This is a genomic window from Microbulbifer sp. SH-1, from assembly GCF_011326135.1.
Lineage (GTDB): Bacteria > Pseudomonadota > Gammaproteobacteria > Pseudomonadales > Cellvibrionaceae > Microbulbifer > Microbulbifer harenosus.
In genome coordinates, this window is sequence record NZ_CP046948.1 from 1,961,940 (window position 1) to 1,983,644 (window position 21,705).

The window sequence follows — 21,705 nt, forward strand, 5'->3', positions numbered from 1 at the left end:
CCCGATGATGGTTCCACGGAGGGTCCCTATCGCGGCGTCGTGTCGGCGGCGCGCGCGCAGGGTGCCGGTAGCTGACTCACACCAGTACAATGTCGTACTGCTCCTGGTTGTAGATGGGCTCCACCTGGAACTGGATGGGGCGGCCGATAAATTCTTCGAGATCCGCCACATTGGCGGACTCTTCGTCCAACAGCAGATCGATCACCACCTGGCTCGCCAGTACCATGATCTTGTCACTGTCGTAGGCGCGCGCCTCGCGGATGATCTCCCGAAAGATTTCATAGCACACGGTTTCGGCGGTTTTCAGGGTACCGCGCCCGGAACAGACGCTGCATGGCTCACAGAGCATCTGGCCGAGGGACTCGCGGGTGCGCTTGCGCGTCATTTCCACCAGACCCAGCTCGGACACTCCGGTGATACTGCTCTTGGCGTGATCCCGCTCCAGGGCTTTTTCCAGAGTGCGCAGCACCTGGCGCTGGTGTTCCGGGTCCTGCATATCGATAAAGTCGATGATGATGATGCCGCCGAGATTGCGCAGGCGCAGCTGGCGGGCGATGGCGGTGGCCGCCTCCAGGTTGGTCTTGAAGATAGTCTCTTCCAAGGTGCGGTGGCCCACAAACGCACCAGTGTTGACGTCGATGGTGCTCATGGCCTCGGTCTGCTCGACGATCAGGTAACCGCCGGATTTGAGCGTGACCTTGTTCTGCAGCGCCTTGCGGATTTCCTCTTCCACCCCGTAGAGATCGAACAGCGGCCGCTCGCCGGGATAGTGTTCGATGCGCGGGGCGATTTCCGGCGCGTACTTACTGGTGAACTTGGCGGCACGCGCGTGCGCCTCGCGGGAATCAATGCGGATTTTTTCCGTGTGCGGTCGCGCCAGGTCGCGCAGCGCGCGCATGAACAGCGGCAGGTCCTCGTAAATGATCGCCGGTTCCTTCTCGACCTTTATACGCTGCTCCAGTTCCTTCCACAGCTTGTACAGGAAAGGAATATCCCGCAGCAGTTCCTCTTCGCTCACCCCCTCGGCCACGGTGCGCAGGATAAAGCCGCCGTCGCCGCTGTGGCCCTCTTCCGCCAGTTTCGATGCCGCCAGATCAACCAGTGCGCGCAGGCGCTCGCGCTCGGCCTCGTCTTCAATACGGTTGGAAATACCGATATGCCGGGTTTGGGGCATGTACACCAGATAGCGCGCGGAAACCGACAGGTGGGTGGTGAGACGCGCCCCCTTGCTGGAGATGGGGTCTTTCACCACCTGCACCACCAGCGACTGCCCCTCGCGCACCAGTGCGCGGATGTCCGCCACCTCGCCTTCGCGGGACTCCATACCGTGTTCGTCCAGCGGCGCAATATCCGACGCGTGGATGAATCCCGCGCGCTCCAGGCCGATATCCACAAATGCCGCCTGCATGCCCGGCAGCACCCGTACCACCTTGCCTTTGTAGATATTGCCGACAATACCGCGGCGCGCGCTGCGCTCGAGATAGACCTCTTGCAGCACACCATTTTCCACCAGCGCCACACGGGTCTCCATCGGCGCTACGTTGATCAGTAATTCTTCGCTCACGGGCTGGATACTCCCAACTTCATCCCTGTTTGCCAATAGGCGATACCTGCCCGCTCCAGAAACCCCGCCAGAGTCTCCAGCGGCAGCCCCACCACGTTGCTGTAACTGCCGCGAATGGACGCCACCAGCAATGCGCCCATGCCCTGAATACCGTAACCGCCCGCCTTGTCCTGGGGCTCACCGGTATGCCAGTAGCCCTCAATCAATGCGCGGTCCAGCGCGCGAAAGTGCACCCGGGTCTCCACCACCTCACTGAATTCACCGCCAGCGCCACTCAGGCACAGCGCCGTGAGCACCGAGTGCTCGCGACCGGACATGAGACGCATCATGCGGCTAAAATCGGCGAAATCGTGGGGTTTCTCAAGAATTTGGTCGTCAACGACACCAAGGGTGTCCGCGCCCAGAGACCACACATCGCGCTGCGAATGTGCCTGTGCCAGGCCGGCGCGCGACTTCTCCTGCGCCAGGCGCAGCACGTAATCGCGCGGGGACTCATCGGCATCGCGGCGCTCTTCCACCGAGGTGGCCGCGACCGCAAACGGCACACCGATCTGCCGCAACAGCTCCGCCCGCCGCGGCGACGCGGAGGCGAGAATCAGGCGTTGAGTAGACTGTGGAGTTGGCACGGGTTCGACTTATCGTTATCAATTCGGACTAGGTGTTCGGCTGAAGGCCTGATTATAGCGGCCCCGCTCGAAAAATAACCGCCCCGTTGGTGCGACTTAACACTTATTTGCAGCCAGGTGTTCAGCGAACCCTAAGGCGCGAGGCCATACCTGCCAGCCAAGGTGTCACCAGCGGCCACAACAGTGCGGTGGTGAGTGCCGGCCACAGGAACGTAAGCCCGGGCACCGTCTTTCCGGCGAGACCATGCACCCAGTTGCCCAGCAGCTGGTTGATACCAACAAGAACAAACACCCACATCAATTGCTGGCCGGGGTTGAATGCGCGGGTGCGGCGGTAAGTCAGCAGACTGAAGTAGGCGATCACTCCGAGGGACAGGGCATGGGCGCCCAGAACCGAACCGGTCACCAAATCCTCCAGCAGCCCCATCAGCCAGGCAAACCCCACCCCCAGATTTTCCGGCATGCGCGTGATCCAGAAAATGACCAGCAGGGCACAAAAGGAGGGGCGGAACCACAGCCAGTTGGTCGGCAGCGGCATCACCGCCAGCAACAGGGCGACAATAAACGTCAGCAGGATGAACCAGCGGTTGTGGGCTTCCATGGTGTCAATCCCGCGCTTCGGCGTTGACACTTTGCGCCGGGTCGGGCGCTTCGCTGCCGATGACCGCAAGCACAAAACGGCTGCGGTTCATCAGTCCGCGCGGTTGCACCTCCACGTCGGCAAAGGCCTTGCCCGGATCTCGTTTGACCGCAATCACCTCTCCCACCGGATAACCCGCCGGGAAGCGGCCGCCAAGGCCAGAACTCAACAGCAGGTCCCCCTCGCGAATGTCGCTGGTGTTGGCAAGGTGGCGCAGTTTGAGACGGTACAGATCGCCGGTACCCTCGGCCACTGCGCGCAGGCTGTTGCGCAGTACCTGTACCGGCAGCGCGTGGTTGGCGTCGGTGATCAGCAGTACCCGGCTGGAGAAAAGCCCCGCCTCAATCACCTGTCCGAGCAGACCGCTGGCATCCATGATCGCAGTGCCATCGCGAATGCCGTCACTGCGGCCCTTGTCGATGATCAGGACATGTTCGAGCGGGTCCGGGGAAACGCCAATCACCTGAGCCACCAGCACTCGCTGGTCCACGCTCTCGGCGGAGTTCATCAGCTCTTTTAACTGGGTGTTCTCCGCGCGCACGGCGGCGAGCAGTTGGGTCTGCTGCTCCAGCAGCATGACCTGGTGCTTGAGACGGCTGTTTTCCTCCAACAGCTCTTCGCGGGTGCGCAGCTGGTCTTCCGCCCAGTCGCCCACACGGGACGGCGTTCCGGTAATCCAGTAGAAAGGCGCCGCGAGGCTGGAAAGGCGCTCGCGCACGGGGTCCAGCCAATCGGTGTAGAGATTGACGAGAATCAACGCAGTCGCGGCCAACCCCAACACCACGATGCGGGATTCCGGCGAAGGACCTCGGGTAAATAGCGGTTTAATGGGCAGCTCCCATCGACCTGTTCAGCAGCGATGTCGTAAAAGATGTTGTTATAAGCTGAGGCGCCAGATCCATGCGCGGTGATGCGGCGGCACTCGCTTCTCCCTGAGCGCCGCCAGAGCAGACAAAAATCCGGCCAGGTGACCCGATCAAGCCTCCCCCGTTCAGTTGGTGACCAGGTACAGGCGGCTCTTGTCCATCATATCCAGGGCCTTGCCGCCGCCACGGGCGACACAAGTCAGCGGGTCGTCGGCGACGATCACCGGCAAACCGGATTCTTCCATCAGCAGACGGTCCAGGTCGCGCAGCAGCGCGCCGCCACCAGTCAACACCATACCGCGCTCGGCGATATCGGACGCCAGTTCGGGGGGAGATTGCTCCAGCGCGCTCTTCACCGCCTGCACGATACCGGTGAGAGGCTCCTGCAATGCCTCCAGGATTTCATCGCTGTTCAGGGTAAAGCTGCGCGGCACCCCTTCTGCCAGATTGCGTCCGCGCACGTCGATCTCGCGCACCTCGCTGCCCGCGTAGGCGCAGCCAATTTCTTCCTTGATGCGTTCCGCGGTGGCATCGCCAATCACACTGCCGTAGTTGCGGCGCACATAGTTGACGATGGCCTCATCAAAACGGTCGCCGCCGATGCGCACGGAGTCGGAATAGACCACCCCGTTCAGGGAGATGATGGCGATTTCCGTGGTACCGCCACCGATATCCACCACCATGGAACCACTGGCTTCTTCCACCTTGATACCGGCGCCGATGGCCGCAGCCATCGGCTCTTCGATCAGCCACACCTCACGGGCACCGGCACCGAGGGCGGATTCACGAATCGCGCGGCGCTCAACCTCGGTGGACTGGCAGGGTACACACACAAGAACCCGGGGGCTCGGGCGCATCCAGCTGTTCTCATGCACTTTCTTGATGAAATGCTGCAGCATTTTTTCGGTGACCTGGAAATCGGCGATCACGCCGTCTTTCATCGGCCGGATGGCGGTAATGTTGCCCGGTGTGCGGCCGAGCATACGCTTGGCCTCCACACCCACGGCTTCCACTATTTTGGTGCCGTTGTAGTGGCGAATGGCAACAACAGAGGGTTCGTCGAGGACTACGCCGCGATCGCGCACGTAGATCAGCGTGTTGGCAGTGCCCAGGTCGATGGAAAGATCACTGGAGAACATGCCCCGCAAACGTTTAAACATGGAGTTCGATTACCTTAATTCTGATGTACAACACCTGAAGCACAATCGGATTCAGGTGCCGTAGAGCGCGGACATACGGCCCAATAGCGCTCCCGGCGGGGAAAGCGTTACAGGGTAGTTAGTCAGCGCAAATAAATCTGTGTTCCGGGCAGCGTTTTCGCCCGATCTTCGTCAAATAGACCTGCGGCGAGAGGCCCCTGGCCAGAATCGGCAAACTCTAACAACGGCGCCGGTTCAGAGCAAGGATGAATAATCACCACCCCTGTATTTCCACAGCTCTGTATGAAGGCGTTTAACTGGATGCGAAGGTGACGATGCCGGGTGCGGTCTGGTGAGACCTTCGAAAACATGGATGTTTTCGCAGAGCCCCCATGGGCCGAAGGCGCCGCGAGTGCACGGAGCGGCCGGGCTGGGTTTAGGGGGGGCGCCTAGCTCGTGTCTCACCAGGCCGTACCCGGCAGCGGCACCGCCACAGACGTTCTACATAGTTCACTAACCAGAGCTTTCGGCTGCCCACACAAACCATCTCGGGAGATTCCCCCGCAGATATGTTAAATTTGCGCCCTTCTTTTCCACCGGCCACCCGCCCCCGGGCGCGGCCGTATGTAAGCCTTTGAGAAGCTGGAGTCTCTATCCCCATGGCCGTGGACGCGCAAACCGTTGAAAAGCTGGCCGAACTGGCCCGCATCGCCATATCCAAAGAAACCATCGACGACGTCAGCAGCCGCCTTGGCGACGTGCTGCAACTGGTTGACCAGCTGCAAGCCGTCAACACCGACGGCGTAGAGCCCATGGCTCACCCGCTGGACGAAGTGCAGGTGCTGCGCCGCGATCAGGTCACAGAACCCAACCGCCGCGAAGAATTCCTCGCCCTAGCGCCCCAGACCGAAGCCGGCCTCTACCTGGTGCCCAAAGTCATCGACTGACCCAGCGGCCGCAAGCGAATACAGAATAGACAAGAAACCGGATTTCCCATGCATCAGTTGACCATCGCCGAGATTATCCGCGGCCTGCGCGACAGGCAGTTCTCCAGTGTCGAGATCACCAGCCACCTGCTGGAGCGCATCCAGCAGCTGGACAGCCAGTTCAACAGCTTTATCACCGTCACTGGCGAACAGGCCATCCAACAGGCCGCCGCCGCCGACGCGCGCCTCGCACAGGGCGATGCCCCCGCCCTGTGCGGCGTACCCATCGCCCACAAGGATATTTTCTGCACCAGCGGCGTCCGCACCAGCTGCGCCTCGAAAATGCTCGACAACTTCGTGCCACCCTACGATGCCACCGTGGTGGACAACTTCCTGCAGGCGGGCGCAGTGAGCCTGGGTAAAACCAACATGGACGAGTTCGCCATGGGCTCATCCAACGAATCCAGCTACTACGGTGCGGTGAAAAACCCATGGGATGTGGAACGCATTCCCGGCGGCTCCTCCGGCGGTTCAGCGGCCGCGGTGGCCGCACAGCTGGTACCCGCCACCACCGCCTCCGACACCGGTGGCTCCATCCGCCAGCCCGCGGCCATGACCGGCACCACCGGTCTGAAACCCACCTATGGTCGTGTATCCCGCTGGGGCATGATCGCGTTCGCGTCCAGCCTCGACCAGGGCGGGCCTATCGCACGCACCGCGGAAGACGCTGCGCTGATGCTGTCGGTGATGGCCGGCCCGGATGCAAAAGACTCCACCTGCCTGGACCGCCCGACGCAGGACTACACCGCCAACCTCAACGAATCCATTTCCGGCCTGAAAATCGGCGTGCCCAGCGAGTACTTCGGCGAAGGCCTCGACAGTGAAGTGGGCGCGCGGGTGCAGGAAGCGCTGAAGGAATATGAAAAACTCGGCGCCGAGCTGGTGGAAATCAGCCTTCCGCACAGCAAACTCGCGGTGCCCGCCTACTACGTCATTGCGCCGGCGGAGGCTTCCGCCAATCTGTCGCGCTTTGACGGCGTGCGCTACGGCTACCGCTGCGAAAACCCCGCGGACCTGCGCGACCTGTACATGCGCTCCCGCGGTGAAGGCTTCGGCGAGGAAGTGAAGCGCCGCATTCTCGTTGGCAGTTATGCGCTGTCCGCCGGTTATTACGATGCCTATTACAACAAGGCCCAACAGGTGCGCCGCCTGATCAAACAGGATTTTGTCGACGCCTTTCAGAAAGTGGACGTCATCATGGGCCCCACGGCACCGAACCCCGCGTTCAAGCTGGGGGAAAAAAATGCCGACCCCGTGGCCATGTACCTGGAAGACATCTACACCATCGCCACCAACCTCGCCGGCCTGCCCGGCATGTCCATCCCCTGCGGTTTCGCCCACGGCCTGCCCGTCGGCCTGCAGCTCATTGGCAATTACCTGGATGAGGCGCGCATGCTCAATGTCGCGCACCAGTTCCAACAGGCCAGTGACTGGCACCAGAAAATCGCCCCGGCAGCACAATAAGGAGACATGACGTGGAATGGGAAGTCGTCATCGGGTTGGAAGTTCACGTACAACTGGCCACCCAATCTAAAATTTTCTCCGGCGCCAGCACCGCGTTTGGTGCCGAGCCCAACACCCAGGCCTGTGCCATCGACCTCGCCATGCCCGGCACCTTGCCGGTGCCAAATGAAGAGGCCTTCCGCTATGCGGTGATGTTCGGCCTGGCGATGAACGCGGAGATCGGCAAGCGCTCCGTGTTCGAGCGCAAAAACTATTTCTATCCGGACTTACCCAAGGGGTACCAGACCACCCAGCTGGAGCAACCGATCGTCGGCGCGGGCCAGATCGAGATTCATCTGGAAGACGGCAGCAGCAAGACCGTGCGCCTGCACCACGCGCATCTGGAAGAGGACGCTGGTAAATCTTTACATGAAGCTGTTTTTGATTCTGGTCATGGCATGTCCGGCATCGACCTGAACCGCGCCGGCACACCGCTGATCGAAATCGTATCTGAACCGGATATGCGCAGCGCCGCCGAGGCCGTCGCCTATCTGAAAAAGATCCATAGCATCGTCACTTACCTGGGCATTTCCGACGGCGACATGTCCCAGGGTTCACTGCGCTGCGACGCCAACGTTTCGGTGCGCCTGAAAGGCGAAGAGGAGCTTGGCACCCGCGCCGAGATCAAGAACCTGAACTCCTTCCGCTTCATCGAAAAAGCGATCAAAGTGGAAGCCCAGCGCCAGATCGACCTGATCGAAGACGGCGGCAAGGTCGTGCAGGAAACTCGCCTGTACGACGCCGACAAAAACGAAACCCGCTCCATGCGCAGCAAGGAAGTAGCCAACGATTACCGCTACTTCCCCTGCCCGGACCTGTTGCCGGTAGTATTGTCCGATGAATATATCGAGCAGATTCGCGCAGAGCTGCCGGAATTGCCGGACGCAAAGTGCGCGCGTTTTGAAAGCGAGTACGGCCTCTCCGCCTACGACGCGGACCAGCTGACACAGGAGCGTGCCACTGCGGATTATTTCGAGCAGGTGGCGACAAAATCCGGTGAGCCCAAGCTGGCGGCGAACTGGGTCATGGGCGAGCTGGCGGCCCTGCTGAACCGCGAGGATAAATCCATCGCGGATTCTCCGGTGCCTGCCGAGCACCTTGCGAGCCTGATTGCACGTATCAAGGACAACACCATTTCTTCCAAGATCGCCAAGCAGGTGTTCGAGGCGATGGCGAATGGTGAGGGAGATGCGGATACGGTAATTGAAGCCAAGGGTCTGAAGCAGGTTACTGACACCGGTGCCATTGAAAAGCTGGTGGACGACGTGCTCGCTGCGAATGGTGCCCAGGTGGAAAACTACCGCAGCGCCGACCCGGACAAGCGCCCGAAAATGATGGGCTTCTTTGTGGGGCAGATCATGAAAGCCTCCAAAGGGCAGGCGAATCCGCAGATGATTAATGAGATTCTGCAGCAGAAATTGAATGCACTGCTGTAAGTGCTGTTAGTTGCCGGGCCCATTTTTAAGCTGGCCCGGTGGCGGGTGGGCACCGGGGAGAGCTTTTCGAAACCGCTGTGAATACGTCCCTGTACGCTGCGTCGCAAACATCCCTGTTTGCGACGCTTTCGAAAAGCTCTCCCCGGCACCCACCCTTCAATTTGAACAAATGCACTCCGCACAAGTCCTTAGAACAAACTGAACTCCGATGGGAAGGCGATGTTGCCGGGATTTGTTTGCGAAACCTTCTAAAACAGGGATGTTTTAGAAGAGCCCCCAGGGATGGGTTCACGGCGTGTTTCGCAAACAAATACCGGCGGCAGCGCCGCCACCAATCACGCCGAATACGGCCGGAAGTGGCACTAGCAACCAAGCAAGAACAGACCACGAAAGGAACAAAAAAGTGAGCCTGAAAAAAGACAAACAAAAAGTCCTCGGTGAAATCTTCGACGACGAGCGTATCGCCGGTTTTCTGGAAGGCGATGCACCCGAGGGATTCAACCGGGAATTCTTTCTGCTGGAGCGGGCCTACCGCGGCATGAAAGCAGAGAACTTTGAAACCTTCGTCCGCCTGTTCAAGCAACAGGGGCTGGACCTGAACAGCCAGAGCCCCGAAGGCCAGACACTGCTCGCGCGTATCAGCGAACACCAGCAGAGCAGTGACTACGCCGAAATCCTGAAAAACGCTGGAGCACAGTAACACCATGACCTCCAACCCGGCCCACGGCGCACACGCACTGATCCGGGGGGCGCAGCTGCTCACCCGCAAAGAGCTGCGCCCATTCATCATCATCCCCCTGCTCATCAACCTCGTGCTGTTCATCGCACTGGGCATATTGATGATCAGCCAGTTCGACGACCTCGGCCGCTACATCGGCAGCCTGTTATCCGACACCCCCGTCGACACATCCAACATGTCCTGGTGGCGCGCCATACTCGCCAAAGGCGCCGACTGGGCCGCGGGCGTGTTCCAGTGGTTGGCATGGCTCATCGCCATCGCCGTAGTGTTGCTGTTTTTCCTCGTCTACGGCTACCTGTTCGCCATCATCACCAACATCATCGCCGCACCATTCAATGGCTACCTCGCGGAAAAAGTCGAGGAACTCCTCACCGGCCACCCCCCACCCGCAGAAGCCCTGCACAGCATGGTGCTCCGCACGCTCGGGCGCGAAATGCGCAAGCTCATGTACTTTCTCGGCTGGGGTATCGTCATCTTTATCGTCGCCCTACTCACCAGCTGGACCGTCTTCATCCCCGCCATCGTCACCGCGCTGTGGGGCGCCTGGTGCATGGCGATCCAATATGTGGACTATCCGCTCGACAACCATCAGCGCTCGTTCAGCGAACTGAAGCGCGTACTGATGCGCAAGAAGCTCACCACGCTCGGTTTCGGCGGCAGTGTTATGCTCGCGAAGATGGTTCCCATATTGAATATTTTCGTAATGCCGGCCGCAGTCGCCGGCGGCACCGCCTTGTGGGTGGAGAGAATCTGGACCGAAGGTGATCCCGGCAAAGGCCCCAATGGCACCGGTGCACCGGCAACGCCAGCGCCGCCCGCCGCAGGGAAAAAATGGCCAAAAGGCATCAGTGGTCCGGAAAAATAAATTCAACGGCAGCCCGTCGCGGCGGCCGGCTCAACCGACCATTTCGCCCGGCAGGGCGAGCTGGCGCAAGCCGACCGTGGCAATGCGCGAACCGACCATCTGATGGACGTGCAATAGCAAGCCACTGTGAGTCACGGTGGCGTCCACTTCCGGCGCCGTGTGCAGGTGTTCGCGCAGGAACTCATCCAGAGTTTGTGTCGCCGGCCCGTGCAGGGTGATACCAAAAGAGTTCTGAATGTCCTCGAGCCGGGTGCCGCCCTTCAAGCGAAGCTCCGCGTCGCCAAGCGACGGCTCATCGGGCGTGGAACTGCTGGAAAACACCCGGTCCACAAAGGCTCGACTGTGTGGCTTCAGCACCACAAACAGGTGATCCCCACCGTGCAGCAGCGTCGATCCCCGCGGCGGAATTACGTTCTTGGCACGGGTGATCATTGCGACCACGGTGTCTTCCGGCAGTGCCATTTGTGACAGCCGCCGCCCCACTGCCCGCGCATCGCTCCCCAGGGTGTACTCGACAATGTCCGCATCCACATCTTCCAGGGTGGTGATATTCAAGGTCGCCGCCGGCATGGGTGGCGACGGTTCGGTCAGGCCGAGACTGCGCGCGACCAATGGCAGCGTCGACCCCTGGATCGTGGCGGAGATCAGTACCACGAAGAACACCACATTGAAAATCAATCCGGCGTCCGGCAATCCGAACATCAGCGGGAAAATGGCGAGGATGATCGGCACGGAACCGCGCAACCCCACCCAGGACACCAGTGTCATCTCACGCAGGTTGAAGCCGAAGGGCGCGAGTACCGGGATTACCGCCAACGGCCGCGCGATCAGGATCAATACCGCGGCAATCGCGAACCCTTCCCACCACACGTCCAGCAGTGAGCTCGGGTTCACCAACAGGCCCAGAATGACGAACATGGTGATCTGCCCGAGCCATGCGAGCCCGTCGTTGAACAGCAGCGTGCCGCCTTGAAAAACAAAACGGCTGTTGCCGATCACCACACCGGCGATAAATATTGCCAGGAAACCGCTGCCGCCCAGGTTCGCGGCGATACCGAACGCGAGCAGGCCGCACGCGGTGACCATGACCGGATACAGGCCCGAGGCCTGCAGGCGGATCTTGTTGATGATGCGCACCGACATCCAGCCGACACCCAGACCGACCAGACCACCGACCCCCATCTGCACGATGAGCATGGTCAGCAGGCCGCTACCGGGTTTCATGTCGTTGACCAGGATTTCCAGCAGGCCGACGGTAAGGAAGATCGCCATCGGGTCGTTCGACGCACTTTCGATTTCCAGCGTCGACTTCAGGCGCTGATTTACGTGCACACCGGCGTTGCGCAGCAGTGAAAATACCGCCGCCGCATCGGTCGAGCCCACGATAGCCCCGATCAGCATCCCCTCCAACAGCGGCAGATCCAACATATAGGCCGCGGCCAACCCGGTGATCGCCGCGGTAACCAATACCCCGATGGTGGCGAGCAATGATGCCGGTTTCCACACCTGACGGATGGAGCTGATTGGCGTCTGCAGACCGCCGTCGAACAGGATCAGTGCAAGCGCGAGGGTGCCCAGCGCGTGTGCTGCCTCAGCATTGTCAAAGGCGATTCCACCGACACCGTCCTCGCCGGCGAGCATACCCACCACGAGAAACAGCACCAGCAAGGGCAACCCGAGCCGCGCAGAAAGCTTGCTCGAAATCACCCCCAACAGGATGAGCACGGAAAACAGGAGGATCAGTTGATCGATCAGGAACATGGGCTCTCGCTATGACAGACAGAAAAGGCGTTGTGGACGGATCAGCACTGAAAACAAGGAAAGTAAATGCGGGCCATTGTGCCGGCAGCCATAAAAAAGCGCTCAGTCAGGGAGCGCTTTTTCATCAATGAACGGTCAGGGGCAGTGGTGCGTCAGCGACGCGGGCGGCCGCCGCCACTGCGATGCCCACCGCGGCTGCCACCGCGATTGCGATCTCCGCGCTCACCGCGATCTCCACTGCTGTACTTCACATGCACCTTCGGCGGCTCCACCAGCAGCTCCTCTGGTGGCACTTCGCATTTCAGCTTGTTGCCGAGCAGCGACTCGATGGGTTCGAGGCGCATGGCGTCGTCTTCACAGGCAAAGCTGATGGACGTACCGCTCTTACCCGCGCGGCCGGTACGGCCGATGCGGTGTACGTAATCTTCCGGCTCTTCCGGCAGGGTGTAGTTCACTACATGGCTGATGCCGTCGATGTGGATACCGCGACCAGCCACGTCGGTGGCGACCAGTACCCTGGATTTTCCGGATTTGAAATCTTCCAGGGTGCGCACGCGTTTGTTCTGCGCCACTTCACCGGACAGCAGGCCGGCGTTGATACCGTGGGCCAGCAGGTGCTCGTGCAGCCGGCGACACTGGTCGCGGCGGTTGGCAAACACGATCAGACTCTCCACCTCTTCCTGCTGCACGATGTTGTACAGCAGCGGGTATTTTTCATCGCCAGACACCAGATACACGTGCTGGGTAACGGTATCCGTGGCCACACGCTCCGGCTGGATTTCAACGATCACCGGCTCCGAAGTCCACTGTTCCACCAGATCGTCCACTTCCGGTGTGAAGGTGGCGGAAAAGAACATGGTCTGGCGATGGGTCTTGCGTGGGGTCTGACGCACAATACGGCGCACCTGGGGGATAAAGCCCATGTCGAGCATGCGATCCGCCTCGTCGATCACCAGGATTTCCGTCTGGTCGAGGAAACAGTCGCGGTTGCTGACAAAGTCCAGCAGGCGCCCGGGCGTAGCTACGAGGATATCCACCAACCGCTCGTTCAGGGCTTTCTGCTGTTTCTGGTAATCCATGCCACCCACCAGGGTGTGGACTTCCAGGTCGGTGTATTTACACAGGTTCTTGGCGTCGTCGGCGATCTGCATCACCAGCTCGCGGGTCGGCGCGATGATCAGCGCGCGGGCCTCACCGGCGTAGCGCTCGCCGTCGAAGGGGTGCTTGAGCAGGTCGTCGATGACGGTGATCAGGAAGGCTGCGGTCTTGCCGGTGCCGGTCTGCGCCTTGCCCACCAGATCGTGACCGTTCAGGGTGTGCGGGAGCGACCGGCCCTGGATCGGCGAACAGTACTGATAGCCCAGGTCGGCAATGGCGTGCATCAGCGGCAGCGGCAGGTCCAGGTCGTGAAAGCGGACCTTGCCCTCCTGCTCCGGCACCTGGAATTCGTCCAGGCTCCACGGTTTCTGCGCTGCCTGTTTGCGCGGGGAGTCCTTGCGAGCGCGCGCCTTCTTCGGCGATTCGTTTGCGGGCGATTCACTCCCCGCAGACTGGGACTCGTCATTCGTGCCGGGTTTTTGACCGCCCTTCTCGTTCCTGCCACCGCGGCGACGGTTGCGCTGGCGACCGCCACCAGACTGCTCCTCACGCTCGTGGCGGGGTTTGTCTACCCCGGTTTCGGCCGTCTTCTTGCCCTCGGTTGTGGGCTGAGACTTGTCTGTGGAACGACGGAAAAACTTACCTATCAACGGATTGCTCGCTCAAGTGTGCAAAGGTCCAGCAAGTGTGGGCCTGAGTGCCGCGAGAGTCAGGAGTGCGACCCGGGCGGCATGGGTTAAATAATCGGCGAGTATATCATCTATATGCCGAAAGAGAGGTAGCAGCGACTTCAGCGCTCACTCCGGCACGAACCCGCGCCGGCGGGCAATCCAGTAATCCAGGCTCACGTAGCGCCCGCCGCCGCTAAACAGCAGCGCCAACAGCATGGCGAAGTAAGTGGCCGCAAACTCGATCCCATTCTTGAGCACGGTAAAGCTGCCAGCCTCGGTGAGCCAGCGGTAATCGCCGTGGGCCTTGAGGATTTCCACCGCCTTGTCGCGGCGCTCAAGCCCCTCGCCGATCAGATCCCGGCGCCACTCCCAGGGCATGGTCAATGTCTGTTCCGGCAGCGCGTGCCAGCCGTACTGCCAGTGGGCACTTACCGCCGCCACCGCCATGGTGACGAGCAGCGGTATCGCCGCGAGCCGCACCCCCAGCCCAAGAATCAGCGCTATACCTCCGAGGAACTCCGTCAACGCCGCCAGCCACGCCAACAGCATCGGCGCAGGTAGCCCGAGCCCCCAGTCGGGATTGCCGAACCAGGCTGCCACGTCACCGATGCCGCCGAGCTTGTTCAGCCCCGCAAGCACAAAAATGGGCCCCAGAAACAACCGCAGAGCCAACATCCCGAGCCCGTCGAAGGGACGTAAGACCCGCAGAAAACGCCGGTAAATCTGATTGAACCCGCTGCCTGCGCCCGCCATAATCCGCTCCCGACAATTCACGCACCCGTTGCCCCACTTTCCGACTGATCCGGAACAGGCACCTACACTCCAGCCTGAGCCACTTCCGACCAGTTTAGCCAGCTGTACAGATTCTCCGATGCCAAAGCTCTACAAACGCGCTACAGCCACCGAGCTGCGCCACCTGACCAAACTCGGCGGGCCGCTGGTGGTCAGCAATCTGGCGGTGGTGAGCATGGGGGTTACCGACACCATCGTTGCCGGCCAGTCCGGCGAGTTGAATCTTGCGGGGCTCGCGCTCGGCTCCAGTATCTGGGCGGTGTGTGCCGTCACCCTGATTGGCATGCTGGCGGCGGTTTCCCCAGTGGTCGCCAATTTGCGCGGAGCGCGGGATGAGGCCGGCTGCGCGCGGCAGATGCGCCAGTCGGTGTGGATTGCACTGACTGGCGGACTGCTGGTGGCGGCGGCTCTGTTAGCGGCCCCACTGTGGAGTCAGTGGATCCAGACCGAGGAGCCGGTGCGTCGGATAATGGTGCAGTACCTGCAGGCGCTGGCCATCGGTACCCTGCCCTTTGCCATCGGCAGTGCATTGCGCGGCTATTGCGAGGGCATGGCACAGGTGCGCCCGGTGATGCGGATCTACCTCGCCGCCGCGGTACTGAACGTTCCTCTGGATGTGCTGTTCGTATTTGGCTGGGGGCCAATTCCAGCGATGGGCGGCGCCGGCTGTGGCTTTGCCACCAGCATCGTGTGCTGGTGTATCGCCATTGCGCTCTACTGGCACGCGGGCCGCGACCCGGCGTACCGCGCTCTCGACCTGAAGCTGCGGCCACCGCGCCCACACTGGCCCACCCTCAAACACCTGCTGGCGGTAGGCATGCCCATCTGCATCGGCGCCGCCAGCGAAGTGACCTTCTTCGCCAGTCTCACCCTGTTGCTCGCATCCTATGGCGCCACGATCGTCGCTGCGCATCAGATCGGCCTCAGCATCGGCTCCGTTTTCTATCTCGTCGCCCTGGCCCTGGCGCAGGCGGTCAGTATCCGCACCGCGCAGGTGCTCGGGCAGAACCGCCCGAAACGCGCACGCTTTGTCAGCGCGGTGGGTGTCGGCAGTGGCTTCGCCTACGCCCTGCTCACCGGTGCCATCCTGATCGGCTTTCGCGACCTGCTGGTGCTCGCGTACACCAGCAATCCGGACATCATCGCCGTGGCGATAAACCTGTTACTGCTCGCCGCGGCATTCCAACTGGTGGACGTGACCCAGGCCATGGCGGCGGGTGCGCTGCGCGGCTATCGCGATACACGGGTGCCGATGTATCTGCAGTTGTTCTCCTACTGGGTAGTTGGGCTCGCCAGTGCCTGGTGGATTGGAGAGCATTTATGGGGGGTTTACGGCTACTGGGTCGGGATCTGCATCGGGCTCGGCACCGCCGCTGTACTACTGTTGCTACGCCTGTGGCGTACCTGCGGGCGCCAGCTGGACAAGCGCCCGGCAACCGGTAAGGATGAGCCCCGTCTGAACTGATCCCGCCGCCGGCCCCGGATACCGTCGCAAATTCGCCAAGTAACGCGCAATGCCGCGGGAACCCTTTGGCTATACTCGCGCTCTCAGCCCCGGACATCAGAATCTACCGTTTTTCCCCACTGGAGTGTTTCATGCGCCGCCGCTCTCTGAGCCTAACCCTGATTGTTTCCCTCGCCAGTTTTTGCACGGTGTACACCTCCCCGATGCACGCGGAGGACGCCGTTGCACCAGAGGATGTCGCGGCGCCACCCCCGGAAACGTCCTCCGTCGAGGAACCGGTGTCCGCCGCGCAGATCAGCACTTACGCGAAAACCGATGAGGACAAGAGCGAAGAGCCTAAAAAACCGGCCATGCCCCAGGCCAAGAGTATCGAGCTGGACAAGCCCGTCAGTGAACAGGAGCTGGTGGCTCCGCCCATCGAGCAGCCCGCACCGGCAGCGGAACCCGCGGCAGAAACAGCCCCAAAACCCGCCCCGGAAACCGCCAGCAGCCCGGCACCGGAAGAGACTCAGCAGGAGCCGGCCGCCCCGATTGGCCGCCCGCTGCAGCTGCTCGGGGCCGAGGTGCCACCGGCCACATCCACCCGCCTGGCCTGGTCCCCCAGCCAGCATTTTGAAGGCGTCTACAGCGCGACACCGGTACTCGTGGTCAACGGCGCGGAACCCGGCCCAACGCTGTGTCTCACCGCGGCACTGCACGGCGATGAGCTGAACGGCATCGAGACCGTGCGCCGGGTGATGTACAACCTCGATCCAAAAACCTTGAAAGGCGCGGTGATCGGCGTGCCCATCGTGAACCTCCAGGGCTTCCATCGCGGCTCCCGCTATCTCACCGACCGCCGCGATCTGAACCGCCACTTCCCCGGCGACAAGCTCGGCTCGTCCGCCTCGCGCATCGCGCGCTCGTTTTTCAACGAGGTGGTCGTGCACTGTAATGCCATCGTCGATCTGCACACCGGCTCCTTCTACCGCACCAACTTGCCGCAGCTGCGCGGCGACCTCACCGACCCCAAGGTGGTGAAGCTGACCAAAGGGTTCGGTTCCACCGTGGTGTTACACAGTAAGGGCGCCAAGGGCACCTTGCGGCGCGAAGCGGTAGAGGCGGGCATCCCTACCGTCACTCTGGAAGCCGGCGCACCGATGGTGCTGGATGAACCCTCGGTGAGTCACAGCGTGAAAGGCATCCGCACCCTGCTCAATCAACTGGGCATGGTGAGCAAGTTCCGCCTGTGGGGCGAACCGGAACCGGTGTACTACAACTCCACCTGGCAGCGCGCCACCACCGGCGGCATCATTTTTAGTAAGGTGAAGCTGGGGCAGACGGTGAGCAAGGGCGACCTGCTGGGCACCGTCACCAACCCGATCACCAATGTCCGCAAAGAAATCCGCTCCCAGTACAACGGGCGCATTCTGGGGATGGCGATGGACCAGGTGGTACAGCCGGGATTTGCCGCCTACCACATCGGCATTCAGGCACCGCAGGAGCAGATCAGCCCGCCGGCGGAAGTGACTGCGGAACCGGCACCTGAGACACCGGCAACGGCTGAGGGAGCACTATCAGGGCCAGCAGCGGACAGGGATGATTCGGTGGATGAGCCGGCGACGGACGTCCCAGTGCAGTCCGCAGAGGAACCGCTGCAGAATTCGGAGGACGATGAGGGACGGGAGGAAGATTGAACGCCCGGAACAGCGCCCCGGCTGAACGCCGGGGCCTGATGCAGGGGCTTGCGGATTATTCGCTGTCCGCTGCCGGTGGGAAGATCGCGAAATATGGCAACAGAACGTCGTCAATGGCCGTGGAAATACTCAAAAAGTCCCCCCCGGCATAAATACTGCTCTCGCTAGCCGACAGGGCGTTGACGTAATGATTCACCATCACGTCCCAGTCCCGCACACTGCCATCAGCAATATCAATTGCTACCATACCACCGCGTAGCTTCCCTTCCATACCGAGGACCTGCCCCCCCACGTACAGGGTGTCTCCGGCAAGCGCCAGGGCTTTGACCTTACCGCTCATTGACACCCTCCAATCCTGCAGACTGTCATCGTTGATATCGATCGCCGCCAGGTAAGGGGCCCACGGTTTGCCCTCCTCCTTAATCCGCCCTGCCACATACAAGGTGTCATTCCGCTGCGCAAGAGAAGAGACTGTTCCATTGGCCCCCGGATTCCAGTCCCGCACGCTGCCGTCGACGGTATCGATTGCCGCCAGCCCCTCGCGCGGCAGGCCACCGGCCTCATTGAAAACGCCCCCCACGTACAGGGTGTCCGCAACCGGAAGGAGTGTATAAACAATATCGTCAGCGCCCGGGTTCCAGTCAATCAGGCGGCCATCGCGCGTGTCAATCGCCGCCAGGCGACGGCGCGACTGCCCTCCGACCTCGGTAAACCACCCGCCCAAATACAGGGTGTCGCCCGCCAGTGCGAGGACTTCGATCGCACTGTCAATCTCCCCCGGATTCCAGTCCCGCACACTGCCGTCACGGGTATCGACAGCCGCCAGTGTCTCGCGGAGCTGCCCGCCAATCTCGTGAAAGCCACCCGCCACATACAGGGTATCGTCTGTCACTGCGAGAGCTGTGACAAAGCGATCCGCTCCCGGATTCCAGTCCCGCAGACTACCGTCAGCATTGACGGCTGCCAGATGACTACGGGGAACCCCCCCAAAACTGCTGAAGCTCCCTCCCGCGTAGATGGTATCTCCAGACACCGCAAGCGTGTTGACAGGACCACCCGCACCCGGATTCCAGTCGCGCAGACTGCCATCACCGATATCGACAGCGAGCAAATTGTGGCGCGATTCCTCGTCAACCTCATCGAAAGACCCTCCCGCGTACACGGTGTCGCCCGCCACTGCGAGGGAATAGACGAAGCCACCAACGAACGGCATCCAATTGCGCAGACTGCCGTCATTGGCATCTATAGCCGCCAGACGAAAGCGAAATGTGTCGTCGATACTGGTGAACAGCCCACCTGCATACAGGGTGTCGCCCACCAGTACAATGGCACTGACGCTACTACTGGCTGCCGGATTCCAGTCCCGCAGACTGCCATCCGCGGTATCGACGGCCGCCAAGCGACTGCGAGGCTGCCCGCCCATGTTGGTGAAGTTGCCCGCTACGTACAGAGTATCGCCCCCCAGCGCAAGGCTACTGACAGAGGCATCAGCCCCAGGATTCCAGTCCCGCAGGCTGCCATCGCTAATATTGATGGCCGCCAGATTACCCCGCGCTTGCCCAGCGACGCTGCTGAAATTTCCTCCCACGTAAAGAACGTCCCCCGCCGCAGCCAGGGTTTTGACGGTGCCTCCGACACCCGGGTTCCAGTCCCGCACGCTGCCGTCGCGGATATCGATGGCCGCCAGCTTCTCGCGCGGCTGCCCCCCGACCGAGGTAAACGGCCCTCCTACGTACAAGGTGTTCCCCACCAACAGAAGAGCGTCGACCCCACCGCTGGCATTCGGGTTCCAATCCCCAAGAGTACCGTCGGCACGGATATGGGCCAGATTGTTACGTGGTTCGTCACCCACCGTGGTAAAAATACCGCCGATATAAAATCCCCCGGCACCGTCGGGGACCGCGGCGTTGACGGCAAGATTCACGGTGGAAAAGGCTTTGGCATGGCCGCTCTCTTTGTCGATCGGCACCCCGTGGCCACTGCGCACACCGAAGCGGTTAAAATACCCGCCCATATAAGCGACGCCGGCACTGTCGTGAGTGACGGCGAGAACGTCGGTATTCGGCACCAGCCGATCCGGCCGCACACCGGCTTCTTTGGAGAACGCATTGTCTCCCTCAGCCACGGATTCCAGGCGGAACCAATAATTCTGCCCGTTCTCCAGACCAGTTAGCCGGTACGGCGACTCAGCACCCACGACCATGGTTCCGCCCGGACAGCTTGCATAGTTTTCGGGATCACAGCCCGGGGCTGTGGCGTAATACAGGTTGTAACTCTGCGCCCCCGTGTCGTCCCAGGCCAGGGTGACCGCCTGAGAATCCGGCTCGGCCCTGAGCACAGCGGCGACAGCCGGAGCGGGTAGCTCGCCACCGGAGCTGGAAGAACTGCTGCCGGAGCCGGACGAGCTGCTGGAGCTTGAGGAACTACTGCTGGAGCTGGAAGAACTGCTGCTGGAACTGGAAGAACTGCTACTGGAGCTGGAAGAGCTGCTGCTGGAACTGGAGGAGCCGCTACTGGAACCGCCGCCGCTGCCGGAGCCGCCACCATCCCCGGAGTTGCCGCCACTTCCGCCCCCACCGCAAGCCGCCAGCGTTGCACTCAGCAGTACAATCGCCAGTTTACCCGCAGTATGACGCCATAAATCTTTTGTCCATTGGTGAACTAAAATCATCATTGAATCCTTGTAATCACTTTACGCACACATCCCGTGCGGTAGCGGCGCGCATTTTATTACGCTTACAAAGGCAGACGTTCATTGTTGCGCCAGAATGCCCAAGCGGAAGTTGTAATTGCCAAGTGCATCAACTTTATCGCCCGGTGCGCCGGATCTGAGGCCAATAGCAACGCGGGCCACAGGTATCACAACCGCAACAGGTTATCGCTGTGGGGCAGGAGGAGGACCGAAGTCTCAGAGTTTCGGAGGCGACACCCGATCAATAATCGGCGTGGGATCAAAATGCAGCGGCTCCGGCTGCAGGGTGATGTGATCGATATCGAAACGCTGGTGCAGGGTTTTGCGCAAGCGCTCCAGTACTCTGGGCCAGGCGATGAGGTCTTCCACCACGATATGCGCGGATAGGGAAACAGACCTGCTGTCGAGCCGCCAGATATGCAGGTCGTGCACCGACTTCACGCCCTCCACCGCCGCCATGGTCTCCCCCACTATCGGCAGGCTGAGTTCCCGCGGCACCCGCTGCATCAGCACATCCACCGCATCCCGCAGCAGTTTCAGGCTGGAAAACAGAATCAGCACGCAGATCAGTACCGACAGCAGCGGATCGATGGGCGTCCAGCCGGTGAAATAGATCACTGCACCCGCCACCAGCGCCGCTACCGACCCCAAAAGATCGCCCATCACATGCAGCAACGCGCCGCGGATATTCAGAGTCTGCTCACCGCGGTGCAGCACCCAGGCCACCGCAATATTGACCAGCAGGCCGATGGCGGCGATCAGCATCACCATACCGCCCTGTACCGGTTGCGGTGCGCGCAGACGGTCGAAGGCCGCAATGCTAATACCGATCACGATCACCAGCATGAGTACCGCATTGACCAGCGCCGCCAGCACTTCCGCGCGCCCCCAGCCGAAGGACATTTCGCGGCTGGCGGGCTTGCGCGCGAGCAGCGCGGCAACGGCACCGAGGGCGAGGGAGAAGGAATCCGTAACCATGTGCCCGGCGTCGCCTAGCAGTGCGAGGGAACCGGAAATCCAGCCGCCGATGGCTTCCACCATGGCGAATACGAGTGTGATAACGAGGCCCCAGACAAGGGGTTTCAGGTGGTCGCTACCGTGATGGTGATGAGCGTGGTCGTGCATGGATTCCCTCCCACAAAAAATCGCACGCCTGTAGGAGCCTGCCTGCAGGCGAATGGATCGG

At 61.3% G+C, this 21,705-nt stretch carries 17 protein-coding genes; 7 read left to right on the forward strand and 10 right to left on the reverse strand.

Annotated elements, in window-relative coordinates; translation table 11 throughout:
• Positions 1-76: 76 nt before the first annotated feature.
• The 5 genes from rng to GNX18_RS08455 form a co-directional block, all read right to left on the reverse strand.
• A complete protein-coding gene (gene rng / locus GNX18_RS08435) occupies positions 77-1,564 on the reverse strand; it encodes a ribonuclease G (protein WP_138234011.1) in 1,488 nt (495 codons plus the stop codon).
• Positions 1,561-2,190, reverse strand: coding sequence for a nucleoside triphosphate pyrophosphatase (locus GNX18_RS08440; RefSeq protein ID WP_166217010.1), 630 nt, complete (start codon positions 2,188-2,190; stop codon positions 1,561-1,563). The genes rng and GNX18_RS08440 overlap by 4 nt, the downstream gene beginning before the upstream one ends.
• A 121-nt stretch (positions 2,191-2,311) precedes the next feature.
• Positions 2,312-2,791: a rod shape-determining protein MreD gene (gene mreD, locus GNX18_RS08445; protein WP_166217012.1), complete on the reverse strand. Its 480-nt coding sequence runs from the start codon at positions 2,789-2,791 to the stop codon at positions 2,312-2,314.
• Between the two features lie 4 nt (positions 2,792-2,795).
• Positions 2,796-3,665 (reverse strand): rod shape-determining protein MreC, encoded by an 870-nt coding sequence (gene mreC, locus GNX18_RS08450; RefSeq protein WP_371808102.1) that lies wholly within the window; start codon positions 3,663-3,665, stop codon positions 2,796-2,798.
• Between the two features lie 156 nt (positions 3,666-3,821).
• Positions 3,822-4,856: a rod shape-determining protein gene (locus GNX18_RS08455; RefSeq protein WP_138234007.1), complete on the reverse strand. Its 1,035-nt coding sequence runs from the start codon at positions 4,854-4,856 to the stop codon at positions 3,822-3,824.
• A 638-nt stretch (positions 4,857-5,494) separates the two neighbouring features.
• Between GNX18_RS08455 and gatC the strand changes: the two genes are divergently transcribed.
• The 5 genes from gatC (at position 5,495) to cysZ (ending at position 10,364) form a co-directional block, all read left to right on the forward strand.
• Positions 5,495-5,782, forward strand: a complete 288-nt coding sequence (gene gatC, locus GNX18_RS08460) for an Asp-tRNA(Asn)/Glu-tRNA(Gln) amidotransferase subunit GatC (protein ID WP_105103605.1) — start codon at positions 5,495-5,497, stop codon at positions 5,780-5,782.
• 48 nt (positions 5,783-5,830) lie between these two features.
• Entirely contained in the window at positions 5,831-7,285 is a 1,455-nt protein-coding gene (gatA, locus tag GNX18_RS08465; RefSeq protein WP_166217014.1) for an Asp-tRNA(Asn)/Glu-tRNA(Gln) amidotransferase subunit GatA, read from the forward strand.
• 11 nt (positions 7,286-7,296) lie between these two features.
• On the forward strand, positions 7,297-8,760 hold the full coding sequence (gene gatB, locus GNX18_RS08470) for an Asp-tRNA(Asn)/Glu-tRNA(Gln) amidotransferase subunit GatB (protein ID WP_240914311.1): 1,464 nt from the start codon (positions 7,297-7,299) through the stop codon (positions 8,758-8,760).
• 403 nt (positions 8,761-9,163) lie between these two features.
• Positions 9,164-9,460 carry a PA4642 family protein gene (locus GNX18_RS08475; RefSeq protein WP_166217016.1) on the forward strand — a complete coding sequence of 99 codons (297 nt, stop codon included), beginning with the start codon at positions 9,164-9,166 and terminating at the stop codon, positions 9,458-9,460.
• A gap of 4 nt (positions 9,461-9,464) precedes the next feature.
• Positions 9,465-10,364 (forward strand): sulfate transporter CysZ, encoded by a 900-nt coding sequence (gene cysZ, locus GNX18_RS08480; protein ID WP_166217018.1) that lies wholly within the window; start codon positions 9,465-9,467, stop codon positions 10,362-10,364.
• A gap of 30 nt (positions 10,365-10,394) precedes the next feature.
• On the opposite strand, the gene GNX18_RS08485 is transcribed toward cysZ, so the two are convergent.
• From GNX18_RS08485 to GNX18_RS08495, 3 genes are all read right to left on the reverse strand, one after another.
• A complete protein-coding gene (locus GNX18_RS08485; protein WP_166217020.1) occupies positions 10,395-12,125 on the reverse strand; it encodes a potassium/proton antiporter in 1,731 nt (576 codons plus the stop codon).
• A 152-nt stretch (positions 12,126-12,277) separates the two neighbouring features.
• A complete protein-coding gene (rhlB, locus tag GNX18_RS08490) occupies positions 12,278-13,873 on the reverse strand; it encodes an ATP-dependent RNA helicase RhlB (protein ID WP_240914312.1) in 1,596 nt (531 codons plus the stop codon).
• 147 nt (positions 13,874-14,020) lie between these two features.
• On the reverse strand, positions 14,021-14,647 hold the full coding sequence (locus GNX18_RS08495; RefSeq protein WP_166217022.1) for a DoxX family protein: 627 nt from the start codon (positions 14,645-14,647) through the stop codon (positions 14,021-14,023).
• Between the two features lie 118 nt (positions 14,648-14,765).
• Here GNX18_RS08495 and GNX18_RS08500 point away from each other — a divergent pair, with 118 nt between their 5' ends.
• Both GNX18_RS08500 and GNX18_RS08505 read left to right on the forward strand, forming a co-directional pair.
• A complete protein-coding gene (locus GNX18_RS08500; RefSeq protein ID WP_166217024.1) occupies positions 14,766-16,151 on the forward strand; it encodes an MATE family efflux transporter in 1,386 nt (461 codons plus the stop codon).
• Between the two features lie 131 nt (positions 16,152-16,282).
• Complete coding sequence (locus GNX18_RS08505) at positions 16,283-17,827, forward strand: succinylglutamate desuccinylase/aspartoacylase family protein (RefSeq protein ID WP_166217026.1); 1,545 nt, start codon at positions 16,283-16,285, stop codon at positions 17,825-17,827.
• Positions 17,828-17,882: 55 nt separating this feature from the next.
• Here GNX18_RS08505 and GNX18_RS08510 read toward each other — a convergent pair whose 3' ends face one another.
• Together GNX18_RS08510 and GNX18_RS08515 are read right to left on the reverse strand one after the other, a co-directional pair.
• Complete coding sequence (locus tag GNX18_RS08510) at positions 17,883-20,498, reverse strand: PQQ-binding-like beta-propeller repeat protein (RefSeq protein WP_166217028.1); 2,616 nt, start codon at positions 20,496-20,498, stop codon at positions 17,883-17,885.
• A 237-nt stretch (positions 20,499-20,735) separates the two neighbouring features.
• Complete coding sequence (locus tag GNX18_RS08515; RefSeq protein ID WP_138233997.1) at positions 20,736-21,644, reverse strand: cation diffusion facilitator family transporter; 909 nt, start codon at positions 21,642-21,644, stop codon at positions 20,736-20,738.
• Positions 21,645-21,705: the final 61 nt, after the last annotated feature.

Coding starts and splice junctions, on each gene's coding strand:
- mreD (WP_166217012.1), bottom strand. CDS start 2,791: ATGGAAGCCCACAACCGCTGGTTCATCCTGCTGACGTTTATTGTCGCC.
- GNX18_RS08455 (WP_138234007.1), bottom strand. CDS start 4,856: ATGTTTAAACGTTTGCGGGGCATGTTCTCCAGTGATCTTTCCATCGAC.
- gatC (WP_105103605.1), top strand. CDS start 5,495: ATGGCCGTGGACGCGCAAACCGTTGAAAAGCTGGCCGAACTGGCCCGC.
- gatA (WP_166217014.1), top strand. CDS start 5,831: ATGCATCAGTTGACCATCGCCGAGATTATCCGCGGCCTGCGCGACAGG.
- cysZ (WP_166217018.1), top strand. CDS start 9,465: ATGACCTCCAACCCGGCCCACGGCGCACACGCACTGATCCGGGGGGCG.
- GNX18_RS08485 (WP_166217020.1), bottom strand. CDS start 12,125: ATGTTCCTGATCGATCAACTGATCCTCCTGTTTTCCGTGCTCATCCTG.
- GNX18_RS08495 (WP_166217022.1), bottom strand. CDS start 14,647: ATGGCGGGCGCAGGCAGCGGGTTCAATCAGATTTACCGGCGTTTTCTG.
- GNX18_RS08500 (WP_166217024.1), top strand. CDS start 14,766: ATGCCAAAGCTCTACAAACGCGCTACAGCCACCGAGCTGCGCCACCTG.
- GNX18_RS08505 (WP_166217026.1), top strand. CDS start 16,283: ATGCGCCGCCGCTCTCTGAGCCTAACCCTGATTGTTTCCCTCGCCAGT.
- GNX18_RS08510 (WP_166217028.1), bottom strand. CDS start 20,498: ATGATTTTAGTTCACCAATGGACAAAAGATTTATGGCGTCATACTGCG.
- GNX18_RS08515 (WP_138233997.1), bottom strand. CDS start 21,644: ATGCACGACCACGCTCATCACCATCACGGTAGCGACCACCTGAAACCC.